Here is a 19872-nt window from a genome sequence, read left to right on the forward strand (position 1 = left end):
ACATCAATGAAACACCAGGTCAATCTATAAATAACCGTTAGGAGGGAAAATTTATATTATACAAAGAGTACTTGTACCTTGAGGTTAAGAGTGCCCCTTTATTTATTGAGATTTATCAAGCGGATCAATGTATAGCTATGGCCAATTTTGACAACTGGCATTACAAAGTAGAGGCTCCCACTAAGAATGAAGCTGTTCAAGGTATACTAACGTCAATTAAGGACTTTGATTTAAATGATTATTAGAATAGAATATAGACCAATGCCAGATAAGTTTGTGAAACTTATCTGGCATTGGTCAAAGGGCTTTATTTTGGCGTATTTTGAAGAAGAATAACGAACAAAACATGTTACTTGTTGCGCAGTACAACGATACTCCGCATTTGGTGCGATTGTGGTAAAACCATAACCCTAATTCCTTGATAAAAATGGCAATGGTTTTGATTTCAAAACCATTGCCATTTTACTGTAGTAAACCCGTTAATAACAAATGGTAGAAAATTCGAAGCAACTACTAGTATAAAACCAGAGAATATTTGATGCTCAACAAAACACTGATATATCACACCTTTCGTACACAACGTTAAAGATATTACACGCTCTCATCTTACGGGCAGCATAATGTGATGACCGCTCAATCCCATGGTGTATAAGGGTTTGGATAACAAAATGTTAACATATCAGTATATATTATTAGAGGCTTCTCAAAAGTTTATTTAACTTGTGGGAGGCCTCTTTATTATTTCTTTCATATACATGAAGGTAATTTTTCAGACGTATGAGTAGTTTGAAAAGAAAGATGTATTCTTCCTCTTTGAAGAACGCTCCTTGAGACAACAGTCCCGCATTATATTGAATTTTTTGTATTTTTCATCCTAATGAGGGAAAGTCAATCCAATTTCTTGTTATAATATAATTAGATTGACTATATAAAAGGGGAATTTTGTATGAAATATAAATACCTAATCGATCGCCTGAATATGGAATGGATTAATCAGGTTTTTTCTATTTTAACCGATCAAATGGCGGTAGAAAAAATCGTGGAATTATCAGTTGAAGATGGTGTGGAATTTGGAAAAAGAAGAGATGTTTTTAATCGGTTAGTAGATTTAGATTTACTAGAAAAATCAAGAATAGGAAAATATAGCTACGTAACATTCACAGAACAGGGACAAAAGCTTAAGAATATCTACATTAAAAATTCAGCTAAAATACCAATGCTCCTGCATATGTTACATGTTTTAAAATCCTTTGATAAACATTCAAAAAGATATTTTTCAACCTATTACTTTACTACAAAGATTACAATTGAAGATAAAAAAAGCTCTATAGATCAGTACCAAACACTCATTAAATTGCTAGAAGAAAAATTTCCTGAGGAAGAGCATATTACTGGACTGGATAATACGACGATAGGGAAGGCAAATGTCTTTTTACATGAAATAATGGATAATCAATATAATTATCTTACATTTGTTGATCCTATCCTTTTTGCTTACGGTCTACAAAAATACATAGAAGCGAAGACTGGGAATAAATTAGGAAACATTCTAATAACAAATAAAGAAAAGGAGGAATTATCCATCTTATTTTTAGTTAGTCCGGATCAAATCGAACTGTTGGTGGAGAAATCCAATCGTTATACACGGGCATTTGAAACGAGATACACAACGACAGGGACGATTCTTAATTGCTTAAAACAAACTGAATTTTAAGGAGTGGCTAACTTGAGTAAAGTAGCAGAATTAGAAGAAGTAAGCAAAGTATTGAGTAAAAATCCGGTTATTAATACAGTTTCATCTGAGGAGCTAATTACATCACCTGATAATGTTGAAAGAAACTATATGAAGCATGCAATGACACATATGTCATTAGGGAATACCAAGGATTATGAAAAACGTCTATTTCGTTATTTGGTACAAAATAAACGCGCTTTCTCGGGACTTGTTACTGGTGACTTTGGTTTAGGTAAAACGAGCTTACTCGTATATTTGTGGAAGCAATGCAACGAGAAAGGAATTATGGCAATTCCTCCATTCAGCTGGCGTTCACTAGATGACCTTTTTCAAGGTGTTTCAAAGTGGATTAGCTATAAATTAGAACAATCCAATACGGAAGCTTTATATGAATTTATTGAAATTGCTGACAACTTTACTAAAAAAAGTATGAAAAAAGAAGTTAATTTACTAGTAAAGGCTGGAATGGACAGAGAGAGTGCAATTGAGCATATGGAGTTGAAGATACGTGAAGGAACGTATCGTCTTGATCGCACTATTAGTGAATTAATTCAGTTTCTTGATCGAGTTACTACTTTCCTTTTACGTCACGGTTATGAAGGATTAATGGTTTTTACTGATGAGCTTCAAATTACATTAAGCGAACTTGCTCCCGAAAAGGTATTCCAATATATGTTTGAGCTTGCCAATCAAACAATGGACAGACAAGGGAAGTTTGGTATTATGGTTGGCCTGCCTTTAAACTCTTATGTTCAAATGCAACAGGTGAAATCAGATGCCCTTGATCGATTTGGGGGACAAAAGATGCTGATTGATTTATCAAAAATGTACACAGCAGACTTTGCTACTGATCTATGGGAAAAGTATGCCAGTTATTTAAAATTTGAAAAAATATCAGGTGATATTATTGATGAACATGCGCTTAAATCATTAGGCCAACTGACCGATTGTACTCGTAAAGATATTGGGAATGGACCACGTTCAGTTATTTCAGCGTTTAATACGATTATTCAACATTTCGAGAGTACTAGTTATAAGTACACTGTAACCAACCTAGTAGAAGATATTCTTAAAGGTAATATTTTACTAGGTGAACGTTCGAAATATATACCAAAAGTGAAAAACTTATTGCAAAAAGTAGAGAATGATCCTGATTATAAACAATTCATTTATGTACTAGCTGGCTTTCCGCAAGGTTGTAAGCATGAAGTCCTTTCTTATTATGACTTGTTTAACAATAAAACAGAGAAACTGTTAGCTGAATGGCTTGGTAATGAAATACGTCAAAGTAGAATTGAAGGATACCGGCTAACGATGTTAGACGAAGTGCAGTCTGCACCAGAAGGTTTTTTTGAACAAGCCATTAAAGACTTCTTCCGCTTCTACCAAGCATCAGATAAAGAGTACCAAGAGAAGGCTATTAAATCATTTAATACTTCGGTTGTTCCTGAGTTATTAACAGAGAAAGGACAACTAAAATGGAACTGTTTGTTCGAGCAAGTTACAGAGGATCAGATCGAATTTCAGCTTGTATCACCAAACGTTTATGCAACAGATTTAGGCGGGACGTACGATAAAGTTAAAACTCGTTATCCAAATCGTCATTTGCATATCATTACGCAAAGTACGTTAACGAAACCAAGATTATTTGATACAGATGTAGGGGATCAACAAAATGCTTATGTTGGTCAGTGGGTATTTTATTTAGATTTATCTGGAGAAAAAAGAAATGCGATTATTAAGCAAGACCGTTCCAATCCTTGTTATTTGTTCACGGTAAACATGAAGGAAAAAATAGAAGATGCCCTTCCGATGCTATCGAATTTAGTTCCAATTGAAGCAATCGATGCGCAGTTAGCTTTAAATCTAATCTATTACTTAACAAAAACAACTGATGTACCACCAAGTGAGCAACAAGAGCTAGAGTATGTGTTAAAAGAGATTATTGATGCAACCATAACTACTTTGTTTAATCAAAACATGAAAAAAGTCAGTCATTCTTCTATTGAATTGCGTAATCATGGTAGAAGTGTTCTAGTAGAGCTTTTTGAACATATGTGTGAGGAACGTTTTCCGAATTACCACACATTAATGGTAGGAAAATTGAATCAACGCATGAAATATTTTAAAATTTTCTTAGAAAATGAAAATATTCAACTTTCGGTGAAGCGTGGTACTCAACCTATAGTAGAAAACTATAAAAGACTTTCTACTACAGATAAACGTGAAAAGGTAATGAGCAAATTTAATATCAATACTGTTTCACCATTTGAACAACTCATGCAGCACTTCCCTGCACTTCTTCAAGTTGGTGATGACGGTCACTTATACGCACGAATTCATCCAGCGGAACAGCTATGCTTAGAAACCATTCAGAATAGTGAGCTAGAAATTTATGAAAACAACAAACAATGTCAAGCTGCTAAGTTGTTCGACATATCGGATAAGTTAAAAGAATTGGGATATATCGCGGATGAGATTAAGTATATTTATTTGTTTGGTGCTTATCGTAAGCTATTCCAGTATGAAGAACGAAAACAAATGCTATATATCAAGCCACTTACGATTGAAGAGTGGAAAGTAACATTACAAGACAAACTAAACTACATTATCCAATTGAAGGATGAACTAGATTTAGTAAATGAAAAAGTAAAATTAGATACAAATGCCATTCAAGCAGGTATCGAGCATCTAAGTGATGAGAACATGTATGAAGATCTTTCTAAAACAGTGAGAGAAGAAGAGCAAGTTCTACAACAGAAAATGAGTCTTTATATTAATAACAAGATTAATATTTTAGGAGATAAGCTTGATAAATCTAGTCGTATCATAACAGAACTAGTAAATAATATGGAAGAGGTAACCGCTACTGATGATAATGAAATGCAAAGGTGGTATCAAAGCGGTGAAGATATACGTGATAAGTTAAGAGCTCTTCAAACGAAATACACAGATATTTATAATGCGAAGTTACGTCTTTCTAAGACACAACCAAATTGTTTTGGTATGAGTAATAATGGTATAGATTATTTCGTCGAGGTGTCTTCTACAGTAGAGGGACTTCACAAAGATTGGGATAGCTTAAAGGTTGAACGGAAAAATCTGGAGACAAACGTAGAGACATGGCTAGGATGGAAAAGTTATTTTAATGCAAGATTAGAAATACGGGAGTTAATTGAGCGTCTAGAAAAATTAGGACTATCTCATTTAATTGAAGAAATTAATAAAATTGATCAAGACCTTGACGTGGCTTGGGATAAAGCAACTATTATCTCCCATGAAACATGGCTAAACAGGCTGAAAAAGGTACGTATTGTAATTACAAGCGAAATTAATAAATCACGCGATCAGTTTAAATCAGAGAAGGAAAGTTATCAAAAGTTGTTGGATGAAAGTAAAGTTGGAGTAAGGTTGAAAACACAATTTAACGAAACAGAGCAATCTAAGAGCTATAAAAGCTTAAAGGAAGAATTTATAGAAACCATTGAAGAGCAAGTGAAAAAATTTCTGAAGCAAACGGATCGTTTAGAGCAACGATTAACGTATCTTAATGAGATATTGGAAGTTGATGTAACTAATATCGAGGATGAAGTCTTCTCGGTAAGCTCTACGTTATTTAGAGTGCAAGCAGATCTTCAAAAAAACTATACTATTAATGACCTTCATCCATTAACGAAAATACATAGTCAGATTCGTAATGCTCGTGAAAGTGTGGAAGGTGCTGTTCAAAAAGGCGTATTGAATAAAAAAGAAGAGGAATTGTTGAAAGCAATAAATTCTTCTTCTGTTTCACTTGAGGAATTAGTCCTAAATTACGCTGATAAAAATGACTCATTAAACCTTGAAGAAGTTTTACATCTTATCACAAACTTGTTTAAAAAAAATCACGTAAACATTCGAATTGAAAAAGGGGAGAATTAACAGATGGCAATTGTTCATCAGGCTGGAAGTACTGCTTCCGATGGCGAGAAACTGTTAATAAGAGAGCTAAAAGCATCGCTACCAGATGATTTTCATATCTATCATAATTTTGAGATTCCATCATCGAATGGACAATTTTTTGAATATGATGTTGTTGTGGTAGCCCCCCATGCGATTTATGTTATTGAAGATAAATACTGGCACGGAGAAATAGCTGGTAATGATGCGAAAATAACACTTGGAGCTTCTATCAAGAACAATCCTATTGGACAAGTATCTAGACAGGCAAAAATATTAAAATCGTATCTAGCTAATAAAGATCCATTTTTATCTAGTATTTGGATAGAGGATGTGATCCATTTTAGCGGACGTAATGTGCGAATTTCTGTTAAAGGGAATAGTAAAAAGAAGATGCACACGCTAAAATCAATCAAAAGCTTCATCCAATCACCAGATAAAATAAGTGGGAGTGTCCGTAATCCTGCTTTTACTACGAAATTACAAGAGCGGGCTTTGCAGTTATTCAGTATCTTTGACCCGATCAGGAATAATGAGAAAGGGTTTCGTGAGTTCAAAGTTAAGGACGATAAAATTGCGCAAACAGAGTTATACAATGAATATATTGTGTATCAGCCGGATATTAGGAGTAAGCCAGAATTTCTTTTGCGTGAATTTTTTATGGATCCATATCTTTCTGGTGATGACCAAAAGCGTCAAATGCATTTAATCAAAAATGATTACCAGACCTTATATCAATTAGAAGATGTTAAAGGAATTGTGCAGCCAAAAACAGGATTTGTACCAGACGGGGATGAAAGTCGTTTTTGTGTAGTTTATCCCGCTCCTAAAGGAACACCGTTAGTAGAATGGTTTTTAACCGATAGCCAGATAGGTGAATCTAAAACACGAGCACTTTTCGTTCAAGCTTTGAACATCTTAAAAGAGGTTCATAAGCACGGTATTATTCATCGTAACTTAACATCTTCGAATATTTTAGTGGATAGCGAAGATCAGTTATTCTTGCAGAATTTTGAGTTTTCCCGTGTAAGAGACGCTTCAACGAAATCAACCATAATGACGAAAACATTAGCGGAAAGTTTGGATGATCGATATACACCATTACGCGTCCGGGGTGATTTTTCACTAGCGAATGAGAGTTCTGATCTCTATTCGTTAGCGAGGATCTTTTATGATTTACTTTTGGGTTCTGATGAAAACACAATTGAAACAACGAATGGATTATTACCAGAGCTTCCTAATGTAAAAGACCAAGAACTTTTGAGAGTGATTCAAAAGATGGGACATGATCACTCTAATCAATGGTACGAATATGCATCTGAAGCTTTGGAAGATTTGAAAAAAGATGAAACAAAACCTTCAAGTTCATCCGAAAGTGTCGTAGACGATAAGGTTATTTATGAAGCGGGAAAAGATATTGAAGGACGCTTTTTGATTGAAGAACGACTTGGTCAAGGTGGGACGAGTAACGTATATAAAGCGTTTGTCATTCCAAGACAGGAAAGCATGGCTATAAAAGTGATGAAACGTAATGTTGCAAACGAAAATGTAGCATTAGACGAATACCATCGTTTGAAAACGCTTGATCACCCAAATATCGCAAAAGCCTATGATGTCGATAGTATTTATAACGGCAGTCAAATAGTTTTAAAAATGGAATACATACCTGGTAAGTCGATTCAGCAGCTAATCGATGAAGGTGCAGACTTTTCAATTACGAAGGTAATCAACTGGGCGAAGGAAATATTAGATGCATTATGTTACTTGCAGGATCGTCCTGAGCCGATCGTTCATGCTGATATTAAGCCAGGTAACATCATGGTTAATGATGGAAATATTGTATTAATTGATTTTAACATTAGTAGAAAACAAGATGACTCTAGATTATTAGGGGCAACTCCTAGGTACTCTGCACCTGATGTGCATACGATTGGTATAGATGCAAGTATTGATACTTTTTCATTAGGGGTGCTTTTGTATGAGCTTCTTAGTAATGGAGAGCATCCTTATCAAAATGGACAGCCAGATCTTGGGGTTGAGCCAACACCTTTAACTGATTATCGTAAAAGTATTTCACAAGAATTGAATTCTTGGATTGGGAAAGCATGTGCTTCATTAAAACAAGATCGATTTAAATCTCCGAAGGAAATGCTAGATGAATTAAATGAAATTCATAAAATATTTAAAGATGTAAAGATTACAGAGCCAAAAATAGATTTGAAAAATATTACTCCTTTATCTCCTAGCATCAATAAAAATTATTGTAATCATTTAATTCCTTATTACCAGAGCCTTTATAGCCAAAGCGCAATTAGTAATAAAGGGACAAGAGGCTTAGATAGGTTTGCAGAAGCAAATTATATTGATACACGTCTTGATCAAAAGCTACGTCAATCGATTATCGATGGAAAATATCAGCTTGTGATCATCACAGGGAATGCAGGGGATGGAAAGACAGCTTTCATTCAACGTCTTGAAAATATACTGCTAAAAAATGGTGGTAAAATTACGGCTGAAAAAGGAAATGGGAAAGAAATTGAATTTCAGCAAGTAAAACTAATCACCAATTATGACGGTTCACAGGATGAAGGAGAAGTGTTAAACAAGAAAGTATTAGAAGACTTCTTCCAACCTTTTACAACAGACAATGCATTTGAACAAAGCTTTGAAGATAAAAAAGAGGTTCGTTTAATTGCCATCAATGAAGGGCGTTTAATGGAATTTCTCGATGATTCCAAATATCATCACTTGTTTCAAACTGTAGAAGGCTATCTTCGTAAGCGAGTGAATGATGTAGGTGAGTTTGCACTTGTCAATTTGAATTGGAGGTCCGTCGTTGCTAGAACAGAAGAAGAGCCCTCGATTGTCGAGAAACTAATGAATCAATTTGCAGACCTTAATGTCATTAAAGATTGTGATGTATGTACGGATGAATTTATCTGTCCGACATGCTTTAACATAAAAACATTGAATGATGAAACGATTGGTCCACAAGTGAAGGAGAACATTCGTCGTGTATTTGAGTTGGTTCATTTACGGAAAAAATTCCACATTACGATGCGTGATATCCGATCTGCATTGTCATATATAATTTACGGATCAAAATCTAGCAAAGAAATGAAACAACTTATGAAAGATGGATCGTTAAAAAGCTTACAAGAAATAAGCAATATGTATTATTACAATTCTATGTTTAATGCAGGTAATAGTAGTGACCGTTTGATGAAAGAACTACAGGATATTGATGTATCAAAGGTGGCAATTCCACAGATTGAGAAAAAGCTGTCTCAAACAAGTAGTAGTGACCAAAAAATGTATGCAACTAAAGACTTTGATGGGGTTGAAAAAGAAGCAAACGTACTTGATGCTTTTTATAAGCAAAAGCCGCTCGAACAAGAGCAGTTAACCAACCTTTATCGTGTCAAGCAATTCAAGCACTTTGTTCAAATGAGCAAACGAAAATATTTCTTTGAGTCTTTAAATCAGGATTCTAGATTACCATATCCTTCCTTTAAACGTTTTTCAAAGTTATTTGAGGATAATGAAGACTTAGTGGAAGTGCGTGACCAAATTCTGCAGGCTATTTCATTTACTGAAGGAATCCTTAAACCGCTAAAAGGCTCTTTAAGTTTACGTGAAAGTAAATGGAGGACAGAAGATTTACTCAGTATGCGCGTGTATCCAAAGGATGACTTCAAGCTAGAAATGTTAACACTTGGAGATGGATTCGATTTTATTGAATACGAGCCAGATGCGTTTAAGTTGGTGTATAAACCTAATAAAAGGATTAGCTTTGAGGTAACACTAGATTTATATGAGCTATTTCATAAAGTGAATCAGGGCTATGTACCAACTGCTTATGAACTGCGTGGTGCTTTTATGAACCTATCTATTTTTAAGAGACAGCTGTTAAGTCAGCGATATGAAGAGATTATTTTATCGGATCATACTGGTAGATATATTGCCAAAAAAGATGGAAAGAAATTGGTGCTGGTAACGATTGAGGAAGGAGGTTCTGAACAGTGAAAACCCTTTTAAAAAACCACAAAGAATATTACGTTAATAAAGTATTAAAGGTGCAGGCAAAAACGATTAATAAAGACCGTATTATGATCAACCTTCTGCCGCTCCTTAAATTTAATGGGAAAACGCAATCCCCACTAGTAAATAATGTTGACGAATTGTTGGAGTACGTTTGGAATAATGAGCTACTTTTTGATGGTTTTTCCGATCATAAGGAGCTCGTAGAAAAATGGTTGAAGAATGATTACATGGATATGCTTCATAAGGAAAGTGAGAAAAAAGAAAGTAAGTTTGTTTCCCTATTACCCCTTTCCCTGAACGCATATAAAGCTAGTAATACTAAGAATCGAGATGATTACGGTGGTAGTGAAGAGCTTTGGCACTTACTTTATAAGGCAGATGAAGAACGAAAAGTGCAAAACCAAGATCTCATTATCCAAAAACTAACGGATTTCTTATCCAATGGTTACAACCGAGAACTCGATCAAGTGGAGAATGATGACCAACAGGATTTATCAACTTGGTTAATTTCTAGCATTACCAACCAATTAAGCAATGACCAAGACAATGATAAAGAAAGGATACACTCGGAGGATCCTCTTCTTTGTATGACACAAGCAAGATTATTAGCAGATGATATCGAGCGTTTACTTGCATACCAACATGTTATGTCAAGAACAGCATTAATAGAGTCATTATCCCAAGTGATGATGTTACATATTGGATTATATGTCTTGCGAGCAGCTCAAATGCTACCCGTGATGGTCAAAAAAAAGACCATGAATATAGATTGTGGTTGTTCTAGGACGAATAAATTAACGGATATGAATGCTTGCAAGTATCAACCATTCTTTCAAATGGACATGATGCAAAATTATTCCTCTCATCTCTCTAAAATATCTAGACGAAATATAGAGATTCATGAGCAACAGCTATCCTTATTTGTAGAATCTATGTTCTATATTCGTAAGAAGCTAGATTTCCTTGAGTATTTGGATGATGACAAAAACTACAGTTTAGAAGAAGTATTGCAATTTGATCTTTCTACTGAAAAGTTAAAGGTAGAAAATTACTTCAAGGTAAGGTTTGATGGACTTAAAGAGTTTGTAGATGATGTTGAGAAAGATCCAGAAGAAGATTACTTTACTAATTATGTAGCAGTGATAAATCGTGAATATAACAAATATTATGTAGCATTTTTCAAACGGTTGATTAGTTCAGCTTTTTCTAAAAATGATGAGCGCGGTATTTTACGTCAAGCTGGCTCACATAAAAAATACACAATTGGAAGTCAATTGTTAGATACGATAATTCACCTTGCTATGGTTGAAAAAAAAGGATATTCCTTTGAAACGAAGGTTCTGAGGCTCGATCAATTTTTGAACTGGATTCGGGATCGTTACGGATTTTATGTGGATGACATTATTCCAGGATATGAATCATCACAAGCCTTTCATTCACTACGTCAAAGCAAAAATTACTTTACGACTAAGCTTCAAGAAATAGGTTATTATCAGGCGTTAAGTGATGCCTATAATACACAATGGTTAATCGCCCGATACGATGTGAAAGGAGGCAAACGTGATGCAACAGCAGGAAAGGCAACATCTTGATGAACGTATTGGACAATTTGTAGCAAATAATTTAAAAGAAATGCTTATTAATAAAGAGCCTGGTCACTGTGCACAAGTGACGGATTTAAGCATCAATGTGATGGAAAAAGCAAACCAAGAGTTAAATGAGATTGGTGCTGGAAAGTTTGAAAGCTATATACTTGCTGGAAATGATGAAGAAAACGTAGAAAGTGGAAAAATTCATGCAACAAAGCTAGTGGAACGTAGAAATGCAGAAGAAAAAGTGGTGATTGTTTTTATTCCCCATAATTTAAAAACAGCAGCTGAAGATTCTTTTGACATAGCGACATTTGAACCGATCTCTTTTTATTACGTTTATGATAGTGTGAAAGAGAACTTAAAGCATGAAGTTATTCAACAATATTTGGGGAGTGAACGCACGGCCTTTGAACAGGCAATTGTGACAATCGAAAGAAACTGGAAGATACCTACTGCACTAGACTGGTCGCTCTATTTCCTATCCCTTATAAACCAGGGGTTTTCAGCAGAATCCATAGGGCGTAACCTACCTTATGTATATTTATTTCCTGATAATAAATTATTATCCAGTGGATCATTAACATCAAGAGTAGAAGAAAATATAAAGACGATGGATGGTTTAAGAAGTGTTTCGAAACCACTCCAGAACCGTGTAGAAGGTATTAATACAAAGAACAAGGAAATAAAAACGATTTTATTAAAGTTATTAAAGCAGTACGCTATTAGCTTTAATTTTGACCAATGGATCCAAGAAACATTAATCGATCCCAAATTGATGGAAAAGCTAAACTTTAATAACTTGAAACTTGAAGCACTAACCGATAATTTAGGCAGTTTCCAGATTGATCAAATCAAAGGACCTGCGTTAAAAAATAAGGATAGTGTTGTGGAGTTAACGATAGGTACAGGGAGTCACTTTTCAATTTATTATACAGTTGAACCTACCCCGCCTCGTTGTGAAGATTGGATGAAAATGCAGGTACATTTGATTGATGCAACGGCAGAAGAAGATTACACAAATGTGCATACTATCTCGTCTTCGAAAAAGCCAAACACAAATAAAATGAAACAAGTGAAAAAAGTAACTCCGAACCAGCTTCAAAAGCTAAAATCAGTAGAGCCTGGTACGTATAAGATTGGAGTCAGAGCGTTATCAGATGATAATTTTATTATTGCTGAATCGGTTTCCAACCAAGCGTTTGTACTTGTGAAAGAAGATGAAGAAGAGGTACCACAAGAGATCGGAACAGTTTTGTCAGGTGGTCAAGATATCCTGTTTGAAGGCAAAACTACTAGTATTGAACAAGATCAGCCGTTTATTTATAATAGCAATGATCTTGAGTTCGGGTTTGAACCCAATGAAGAAGGGCAAAACCTCCAAGCACCAATGAAAGTGTACAACGAAAAAGAAAATGTTATGTACAAGTTGTCTACAAACCTATTTTTACACAAGATACATGAAGTGTGGCTGAAAAATCCAGGGTATGTAGGGGCCATTGAACTTAAAAGATCTAATAGATTGACAGGCAAAAATTTAGAAGAATCGTTAGTCTTTGAGGATCAAGCTGAGCTTTCTGATGATTCTGTATCAATGTTGAAAAATTTTCTTAGGCTTAGGAAACAATTCTTTGAATCAATATTAGATATTGGACCATATCACTGGGATCAAATTATTAGTTTTGAAGAAGAGCTATTGTTAGATAATGCTTGGTCATATGTGGAGAGCTATCAGAATATTATCGAAAAACTTTTGGCTCAGGAATCAGAAGACATGCAAGAATTACTAAACAGACTTCGCATGATTGACTTAATTGGTGTCAACGACATGAATGGGGAAACAATTTATGTCATGACACCAACACACCCTTTAAATCTTTCATGGCTTTTATCTTATGAAGAGATAGGAGAACGATGGATTCGACAATCCGCCTTATTAGATGATAAAGCAAGTGAAATTAAAAAAATAAAAGAAATCTTACATGAGCAATCAAGTCTTCATTTTCCGTTTATCATGAAGGATAAGCATAACTCTTGGTTTGTAAATACAGATAATATTGGCAGTAGCTGGAGTGTATTTATACCATTAGAAAAAATGATGGAGGAGTCTTATTCACAGCAAATTAATTCTCTTCTAAAGTTAAATCAAGGGTTTAAACGAAAGGTGAAGTTTCCTGTTCCAAAAATAAACCAACACATTCTTCAGTATTTAGAAAGACGCCCTTATTTAAGTGTATTAACAATAAATGTATTTGAACCAGGTGATGGTGCTGAGTTAGTGCAATTATTGAAACAATTATATAAGTCGTTAGAAGACGATAAATACCAAGTGTTCGCTGACTTACGTATCAAGCTTCACTTGTTTACTGATGAAGAAGAAAACCTTGATCAACTAGCAAAAGCAATAGATTCCCTCATGTCTGCAGGGGAAAATAAGAGAGTTGATAGCTTTCAGGAGAAGTTGACTATGGAAGCGGAAAATCCATTGTTCCCACTTATCTCTTATTCGAAGCACTTGAAAAAAGATTTTCTACAATCACCAGGGCAGTTTGAATCAAACATATCAATTCTTTATCAAATGTTGACGGTTGAATCAGGATTTGTAACAGCAGAAGAAGCAAAATTGCATCGTTCTTCTTATTTTAAAGGATTAAACTATGAGCTAACGACACGTACTGGTGGCCGAAGTGATCGTGAACATGATTCGAGTTGGAAGAAGTTTATATCAACAAAATATGAACTTAAAGACTCTGGTAATATACGTTTGAATCGAATCATTGATGCATTCACTGGTCTAACTATGTTTGATGAGCCGAATAATCGAAGAGACCTACCTGCAATAGAAGTTAACATTAGTCCAAACAAAAAGTTGGAATTAGAAATAATTCATAACACTTCCGATTGGGTGCTATTGCTCGATGAATATCTGGGAGTAGATTTTCTTGATCGACCGGCATCAGGAAGAGATCGCTATCATTTGATTGATTACATCCCTGGTGAAGTATTAGAAAAAAGCGATGTCTATGTCTCAACCAATCAATTGGTTGAGATAGAAAATATGGTGCAGCCATTAGCTAAGCAATTAGATCTACATCTGGAAGAGGGTGCGGAGCGTGGTATCATTGATAGCTTAAATGCCATCTCTGGACGACTTGTGATGAAATTATCATCAAGTGAAAGTCAAGTTAAAGGTGCAATGGGTATGGCTCTTGCACGTCTTTATTTAAATGAGATGAACTGTCTTGATGGGAAGATGAAAGTAATCATTCTTCCTTTAGATGCCCATAAAGATTGGTTCCTAAAAGAACGAAAACATTTGTCATCGCAAAAAATGACCGACATTTTAATGATTGCGTGTAATGTGGAGACAAGAGAAATTACTTTCAATCTAATTGAAGTAAAATGGCGTTCTAATCTTCCAGGTGGAAATATTTCTAGTGCAGAAGACTTTAGAAACTCAATCAATGCGCAGTTAGAGAATAGTAAACAATTGCTGAAGCAAAAATTCCAACAGTATTCGTTGAATGAAGCTACTAATCTATATCGTGCAAGAGAGCTTTCGAAAATTCTTCAGTATTACTTGGATAGATCGTATCGATTTAAAAGTATTGATGAAGAATCGTATGTTAGCTTCTCACAGTTCTTTAGCCAATTGAGTGATCTAGATAATCCTTATTCACTCATGTTTAAAAAACATGCATTGTTATTTGTGTTGAGCGAACAAGATATTGATACAACAAATATTGGTGGAGTAAGTTATCACGTTATAGGAAAACCACATGTTGAAGAATATTTAAATAATGCTAAAAAGCAATTTAGTAATGATACACAAATATTCTCGCATGATTACTTAAAACAGCGCACTACCTTCTTTTTCTCACGTACAAAGACTGAAGCGAGTGTGGATGAAGAGGAGTCCGAGAAAGAGTCAAGGGAACAAGAAAATGATTCTAAGCAAGAACCTACCATAGACGAATCAAAAAACATTGATCATGATTCAGCAGAAAAAAAACCGGAAGAAGAGGAAGGTGTTTATTTTGATCTTGATTTAGGTGATAACTTTCGTGAAGAAGAGAATGAATCTGTTGATAATGAGGAAGGTGTATCTGAAACATCAAAGGAAGTAATTTCTTGTGATGAGCCTATCGCATTATTAGGAGAGCATCATATAACTAATCAATATGGCATCCTTGGAAAGTTAGCTTCTACTGGCGATACAGTTGGATTGGACTTGGATGGAACGTCGACCATTAGCTTATTTGGTGTGCAAGGAAGCGGAAAAAGTTACACGGTTGGAACCATTCTTGAGATGGCAACCAAACAATTTAACAAAGCGAATAAGTTACCTGCCCCCTTAGCTAGTGTTGTTTTTCACTATAGTAAATCGGAAAACTACCAACCAGAGTTTACTAGTATTAAGGAAGCGAACGCTAATTCTGATGAACTGGAACGCTTAAAACAAGAGTATGGTGTGAAACCAGATGGAATTGAAGATGTCATGATCATCACGCCAAAAGATCGTGTGGAAGAGCGTAAAGAGGAATATAAAAACATTGATGTACGACCCTTACAATTTAGTACAAGAGAATTAAATGTAGAGGATTGGAATTTCCTTATGAATACTGGGGATAGCTCTGCTCTGTATTTACGCCAATTAAAATCAGTCTTGAAAGAATATCGTAGAAATCTAACACTAGAAAACATCCGTAAGGGGGTACAGGAAGAAGATTTTGAAGATCGACCTAGAAGATTACTCGAGCAGCGAATGAAATTCGTAGAAGAATATATTAATGATCGAGCAAAAATTGGTGATATTTTACGGCCAGGGAGAGTTGTTATTGTAGATATTAGAGATGAATTTATTGAAGAGGATGAGGCATTAGGCTTATTTATGGTTCTACTCCGAATTTTCTCAGATGTGAAATATAAAAACCAATTGTTTAATAAAATGATTGTTTTTGATGAAGCACATAAGTACATGAAGGATCAAAGTTTAATGGGCAATGTAGTAGAAGTCATTCGCGAAATGCGCCATAAAGGTGTTTCGATGTTAATCGCATCCCAAAACCCACCTTCTGTACCAAAAGAAATAATAGAGCTTTCTAATATCGTTGTATTGCACAAATTTAATGCACCAGCATGGTTAAAGCACATCCAGAAGACATTAACTGCAACTGAGAGTCTGCAAGCAAAGCAACTTAACCAATTAAAAGCTGGTGAAGCGTATGTTTGGGCAAGTAAATCAACCCATTCTGTGTTCGAAAAGCAACCACAGAAGGTTCAACTGAGGCCAAGAATAACGATGCATGGTGGTGCTACTAAGAAAGCTACGGTGAACTAAACTATTTTTATTAGGATAAGGAGATAACTCCTTGTTCCAGAGATTATAGTCTTAATTTATAAAATTGCTAACATTTTGCTAACGCAATCTCGTGAAAAACGGTAAAATTCCGTTAAGGATGTTACAGACAGAAATTAGCAGAACCTTTATATACCACATTTTTCGCAACCAATGTTAAAGATATTACACACTTTCACTATAAGGGCGGCATGATGTAAGTATTCCCTTGTGCTAAATTTCATAAGTTAATCAAATAGTCGTCTAACATGAATTAGACTGGTAAGTATTATGAAAGAACTTTTGCGTAACTGAACAGGGTTAAGCAATGATACTAATGTGGCATAAGCCAGCAAATAAAGAATGGAAGTGCCTGACCCCCACTGCAATAAAGTGATAACGTGGTGAAGTCAGGCGCTTTTTTAGTATTCGCCTCGGTAAATTTATATTAAATTATTTACAAAACATTTAAGGAGGATTTGATGGTTTCTAAACGTAGTCATAGAAGCAAAGAAGAATTGATTGAACAGTTAAAAAATAAGAAAGAAACGTTTTGGCCTAATACATCTTTTGAACCTTATAACACGCTTGAAAAAAATCTGCCTATTCCGACCAAAGACCTTCATAAAGCAGAAGCGCTTCTTAAAAGGTTTACTCCATATTTAGCTAAGGCATTTCCAGAAACCAAAAAAATGAACGGAATCATTGAATCTCCCATCCGCGGCATACCTTCTATGAAGCAGGAATTGGAAAAGCGATATCAGCAATCCATTCATGGCCATTTGTATGTAAAGTGTGATCATGAGCTTCCAGTAGCTGGGTCCATAAAAGCGCGAGGAGGTATTTATGAAGTATTAAAATACGCTGAAGGGCTGGCAATAAAACATGGTAAGCTTACGAAAGATGACGACTATTCCAAGTTAGCTAATCCCGAATTCAAGCAGTTCTTTTCCAACTTCTCAATCTCTGTAGGATCAACAGGCAATTTGGCTCTAAGTATAGGCATCATGAGCGCTGTTTTAGGTTTTCAGGTGACGGTTCATATGTCCGTGGACGCGAAAGAGTGGAAAAAAGGATTACTCAGGGATAAAGGTGTAGTGGTGGTGGAGCATGATAAGGATTTTTCTTTTGCCGTAAACGAAGGACGGAGACAATGTCAGAAGCAAAAGAACTGTTATTTTATTGATGACGAAAATTCCAAGGATCTATTTCTAGGCTATGCCGTGGCTGCTTTGCGCCTCCATGAGCAATTAAAACAGAAGAATATCACGGTTGATGCGGACCACCCCCTGGTGGTTTATTTGCCTTGTGGTGTAGGAGGAGGTCCTGCGGGTATTACTTATGGACTGAAGTATGTTTTCGGGGATCATGTGCACTGTTACTTTGCAGAACCTACCAGCTCTCCGTGCGTGATGCTTGGACTTGCCACTGGAAAACATGAGGACATTTCTGTTCAAGATATCGGGCTTGATAATAAGACAGAGGCTGATGGATTAGCTGTTGGACGACCATCTGCTTTGGCCGGACGGCTGGTAGAAAATATGGTGAACGGCATTTATACGATCAACGACGAAAACTTGTATAAACTATTAGCTTTTTTACATGAATCAGAAGGTATTTCTCTCGAGCCATCGGCACTTGCAGGGATGTACGGTCCTGCTTCCATTGACATTCAACAACAGTTAGACCGCATGTATGGCTCCCGTTTAAGTCATGCTACCCATTTAGTCTGGGCAACAGGTGGAAGTTTGGTGCCAAAAGATATTATGGAAGGTTTTATTTCTAAAGGGACATCATTTCTTCGTCAGGAGGAATAGAAAAAACTCACCTATTAAAGGGGTCCTCGTGACACAATTGTGAAGCCGGAGGGCGTTCAGTCCAATTCTATTCTTCTTTCATGATACACAGAAAAATAGCATTTTTAACCCTTCTATTCATTTAGAAATAGGGGAGTGAAATGAGTGAGCAATTGACCTGCCCGCTACTTCAGAGAAAAGTCGAAGAGGGAGGAATACTTTAAATTGAAAAAAATCATAGCGCTATTAATTTCTACCTTCTTTTTTATAGCAGGTTGCTCTGATAACCCGGATGATAATAAACAGGAAGAATCGGCACTACCTGCTGAAGGTTTAGAAGTGATAGCAGATAATCTGGAAGTTCCGTGGTCCATCGAAAAACGGGAAGATACCTTTTATTTAACAGAAAGATCAGGGAACATTTTCAAAATAGAAGATGGTGAAGTAGAAAGGCAAAGGGTAGAGCTTGAAGAAGAGGTATCCACGGCTTCAGAGGCAGGGTTGCTTGGTTTTGTTCTTGCCCCTGACTTTTCCGAATCGAACCTTGCTTATGCCTATTACACGTATGAAGATGGTGAAGAACAATTTAATCGTATCGTAACGCTTCGGTTGGAAGATCGTGTATGGAGAGAAGAGGATCTGCTTCTTGATCAAATCCCCAGCGGTACTTACCATCATGGAGGAAGACTAAAAATCGGTCCTGATGAAAAACTCTACGCTACGGCTGGGGATGCTTCTGATCCTGAAATAGCACAAGACCTGGATTCATTAGGTGGAAAGATTTTAAGAATGAACGTAGATGGATCGATCCCGGATGATAATCCATTTGAGGATTCCTACGTTTATAGCTTTGGACATCGCAACCCTCAAGGGATGACTTGGTTGTCGGATGGTACGATGTATGCAAGTGAACATGGGGATAATGCAAACGATGAGATTAATTTAATTGAAGCTGGTCAAAATTACGGTTGGCCGGTTATAGAAGGATCTGAAGAACAAGATGGAATGGTTTCTCCTCTATTCACTTCTGGAGATAAATCCATCTGGGCACCCTCTGGAATGGACAATTATGAAGGTGAGCTTTTTGTTGCAGCATTAAGAGGATCTGCCGTTTTAGAATTCGACCTTGAAACAGGTGAATACCGTGAAGTGATCACTGGTCTTGGAAGGATTCGGGATGTACAGATTAAGGATAATAATCTTTATTTCATTAGTAATAATACAGATGGTCGTGGAAACCCACAGGACAATGATGACAAGCTATATAGAATTTCACTCTCAGATCTGGATTAACTAATGAAGAGTACCCGGTCAAAACCCGGTCCATACGAAAGAGCGCTTCAATCACGGAGCGCTCTTTGTTATTCATCTTTTCTGTATTTCTGTGCATGACCCCCCACTGTGATAAAGTGTTAACGTGGTGGGGGTCAG

Annotated in this window: 7 protein-coding genes; all 7 read left to right on the top strand. The window is 35.9% G+C overall.

The window, feature by feature from the left end; all coding sequences use genetic code 11:
• Positions 1-946: 946 nt before the first annotated feature.
• The 7 genes from LC065_RS13390 to LC065_RS13420 all read left to right on the top strand — a co-directional run bounded on the left by LC065_RS13390 (position 947) and on the right by LC065_RS13420 (position 19734).
• Complete coding sequence (locus LC065_RS13390) at positions 947-1714, top strand: hypothetical protein (RefSeq protein ID WP_226590203.1); 768 nt, start codon at positions 947-949, stop codon at positions 1712-1714.
• 12 nt (positions 1715-1726) lie between these two features.
• Positions 1727-5656 carry a hypothetical protein gene (locus LC065_RS13395; RefSeq protein WP_226590201.1) on the top strand — a complete coding sequence of 1310 codons (3930 nt, stop codon included), beginning with the start codon at positions 1727-1729 and terminating at the stop codon, positions 5654-5656.
• A gap of 3 nt (positions 5657-5659) precedes the next feature.
• Positions 5660-9700, top strand: a complete 4041-nt coding sequence (locus LC065_RS13400; protein WP_226590198.1) for a protein kinase domain-containing protein — start codon at positions 5660-5662, stop codon at positions 9698-9700.
• On the top strand, positions 9697-11310 hold the full coding sequence (locus LC065_RS13405; RefSeq protein ID WP_226590196.1) for a methylation-associated defense system protein MAD7 family protein: 1614 nt from the start codon (positions 9697-9699) through the stop codon (positions 11308-11310). Before LC065_RS13400 ends, LC065_RS13405 begins: the two co-directional genes overlap by 4 nt.
• Positions 11282-16648, top strand: a complete 5367-nt coding sequence (locus LC065_RS13410; protein WP_226590194.1) for an ATP-binding protein — start codon at positions 11282-11284, stop codon at positions 16646-16648. The genes LC065_RS13405 and LC065_RS13410 overlap by 29 nt, the downstream gene beginning before the upstream one ends.
• 479 nt (positions 16649-17127) lie before the next feature.
• The gene (locus tag LC065_RS13415; protein WP_226590192.1) at positions 17128-18462 is read left to right on the top strand and encodes a D-serine ammonia-lyase; all 1335 of its coding nucleotides are present in this window, start codon (positions 17128-17130) and stop codon (positions 18460-18462) included.
• Between the two features lie 204 nt (positions 18463-18666).
• Positions 18667-19734, top strand: coding sequence for a PQQ-dependent sugar dehydrogenase (locus LC065_RS13420; protein WP_226590190.1), 1068 nt, complete (start codon positions 18667-18669; stop codon positions 19732-19734).
• Positions 19735-19872 lie beyond the last annotated feature (138 nt).

Source organism: Halobacillus litoralis (assembly GCF_020524085.2).
Taxonomy (GTDB): Bacteria; Bacillota; Bacilli; order Bacillales; family Halobacillaceae; genus Halobacillus; species Halobacillus litoralis_E.

What these genes read in the sequence shown, in the direction of transcription:
- LC065_RS13390 (WP_226590203.1), top strand. Translation starts at nt 947, where the DNA reads ATGAAATATAAATACCTAATCGATCGCCTGAATATGGAATGGATTAAT.
- LC065_RS13400 (WP_226590198.1), top strand. Translation starts at nt 5,660, where the DNA reads ATGGCAATTGTTCATCAGGCTGGAAGTACTGCTTCCGATGGCGAGAAA.
- LC065_RS13410 (WP_226590194.1), top strand. Translation starts at nt 11,282, where the DNA reads ATGCAACAGCAGGAAAGGCAACATCTTGATGAACGTATTGGACAATTT.
- LC065_RS13415 (WP_226590192.1), top strand. Translation starts at nt 17,128, where the DNA reads ATGGTTTCTAAACGTAGTCATAGAAGCAAAGAAGAATTGATTGAACAG.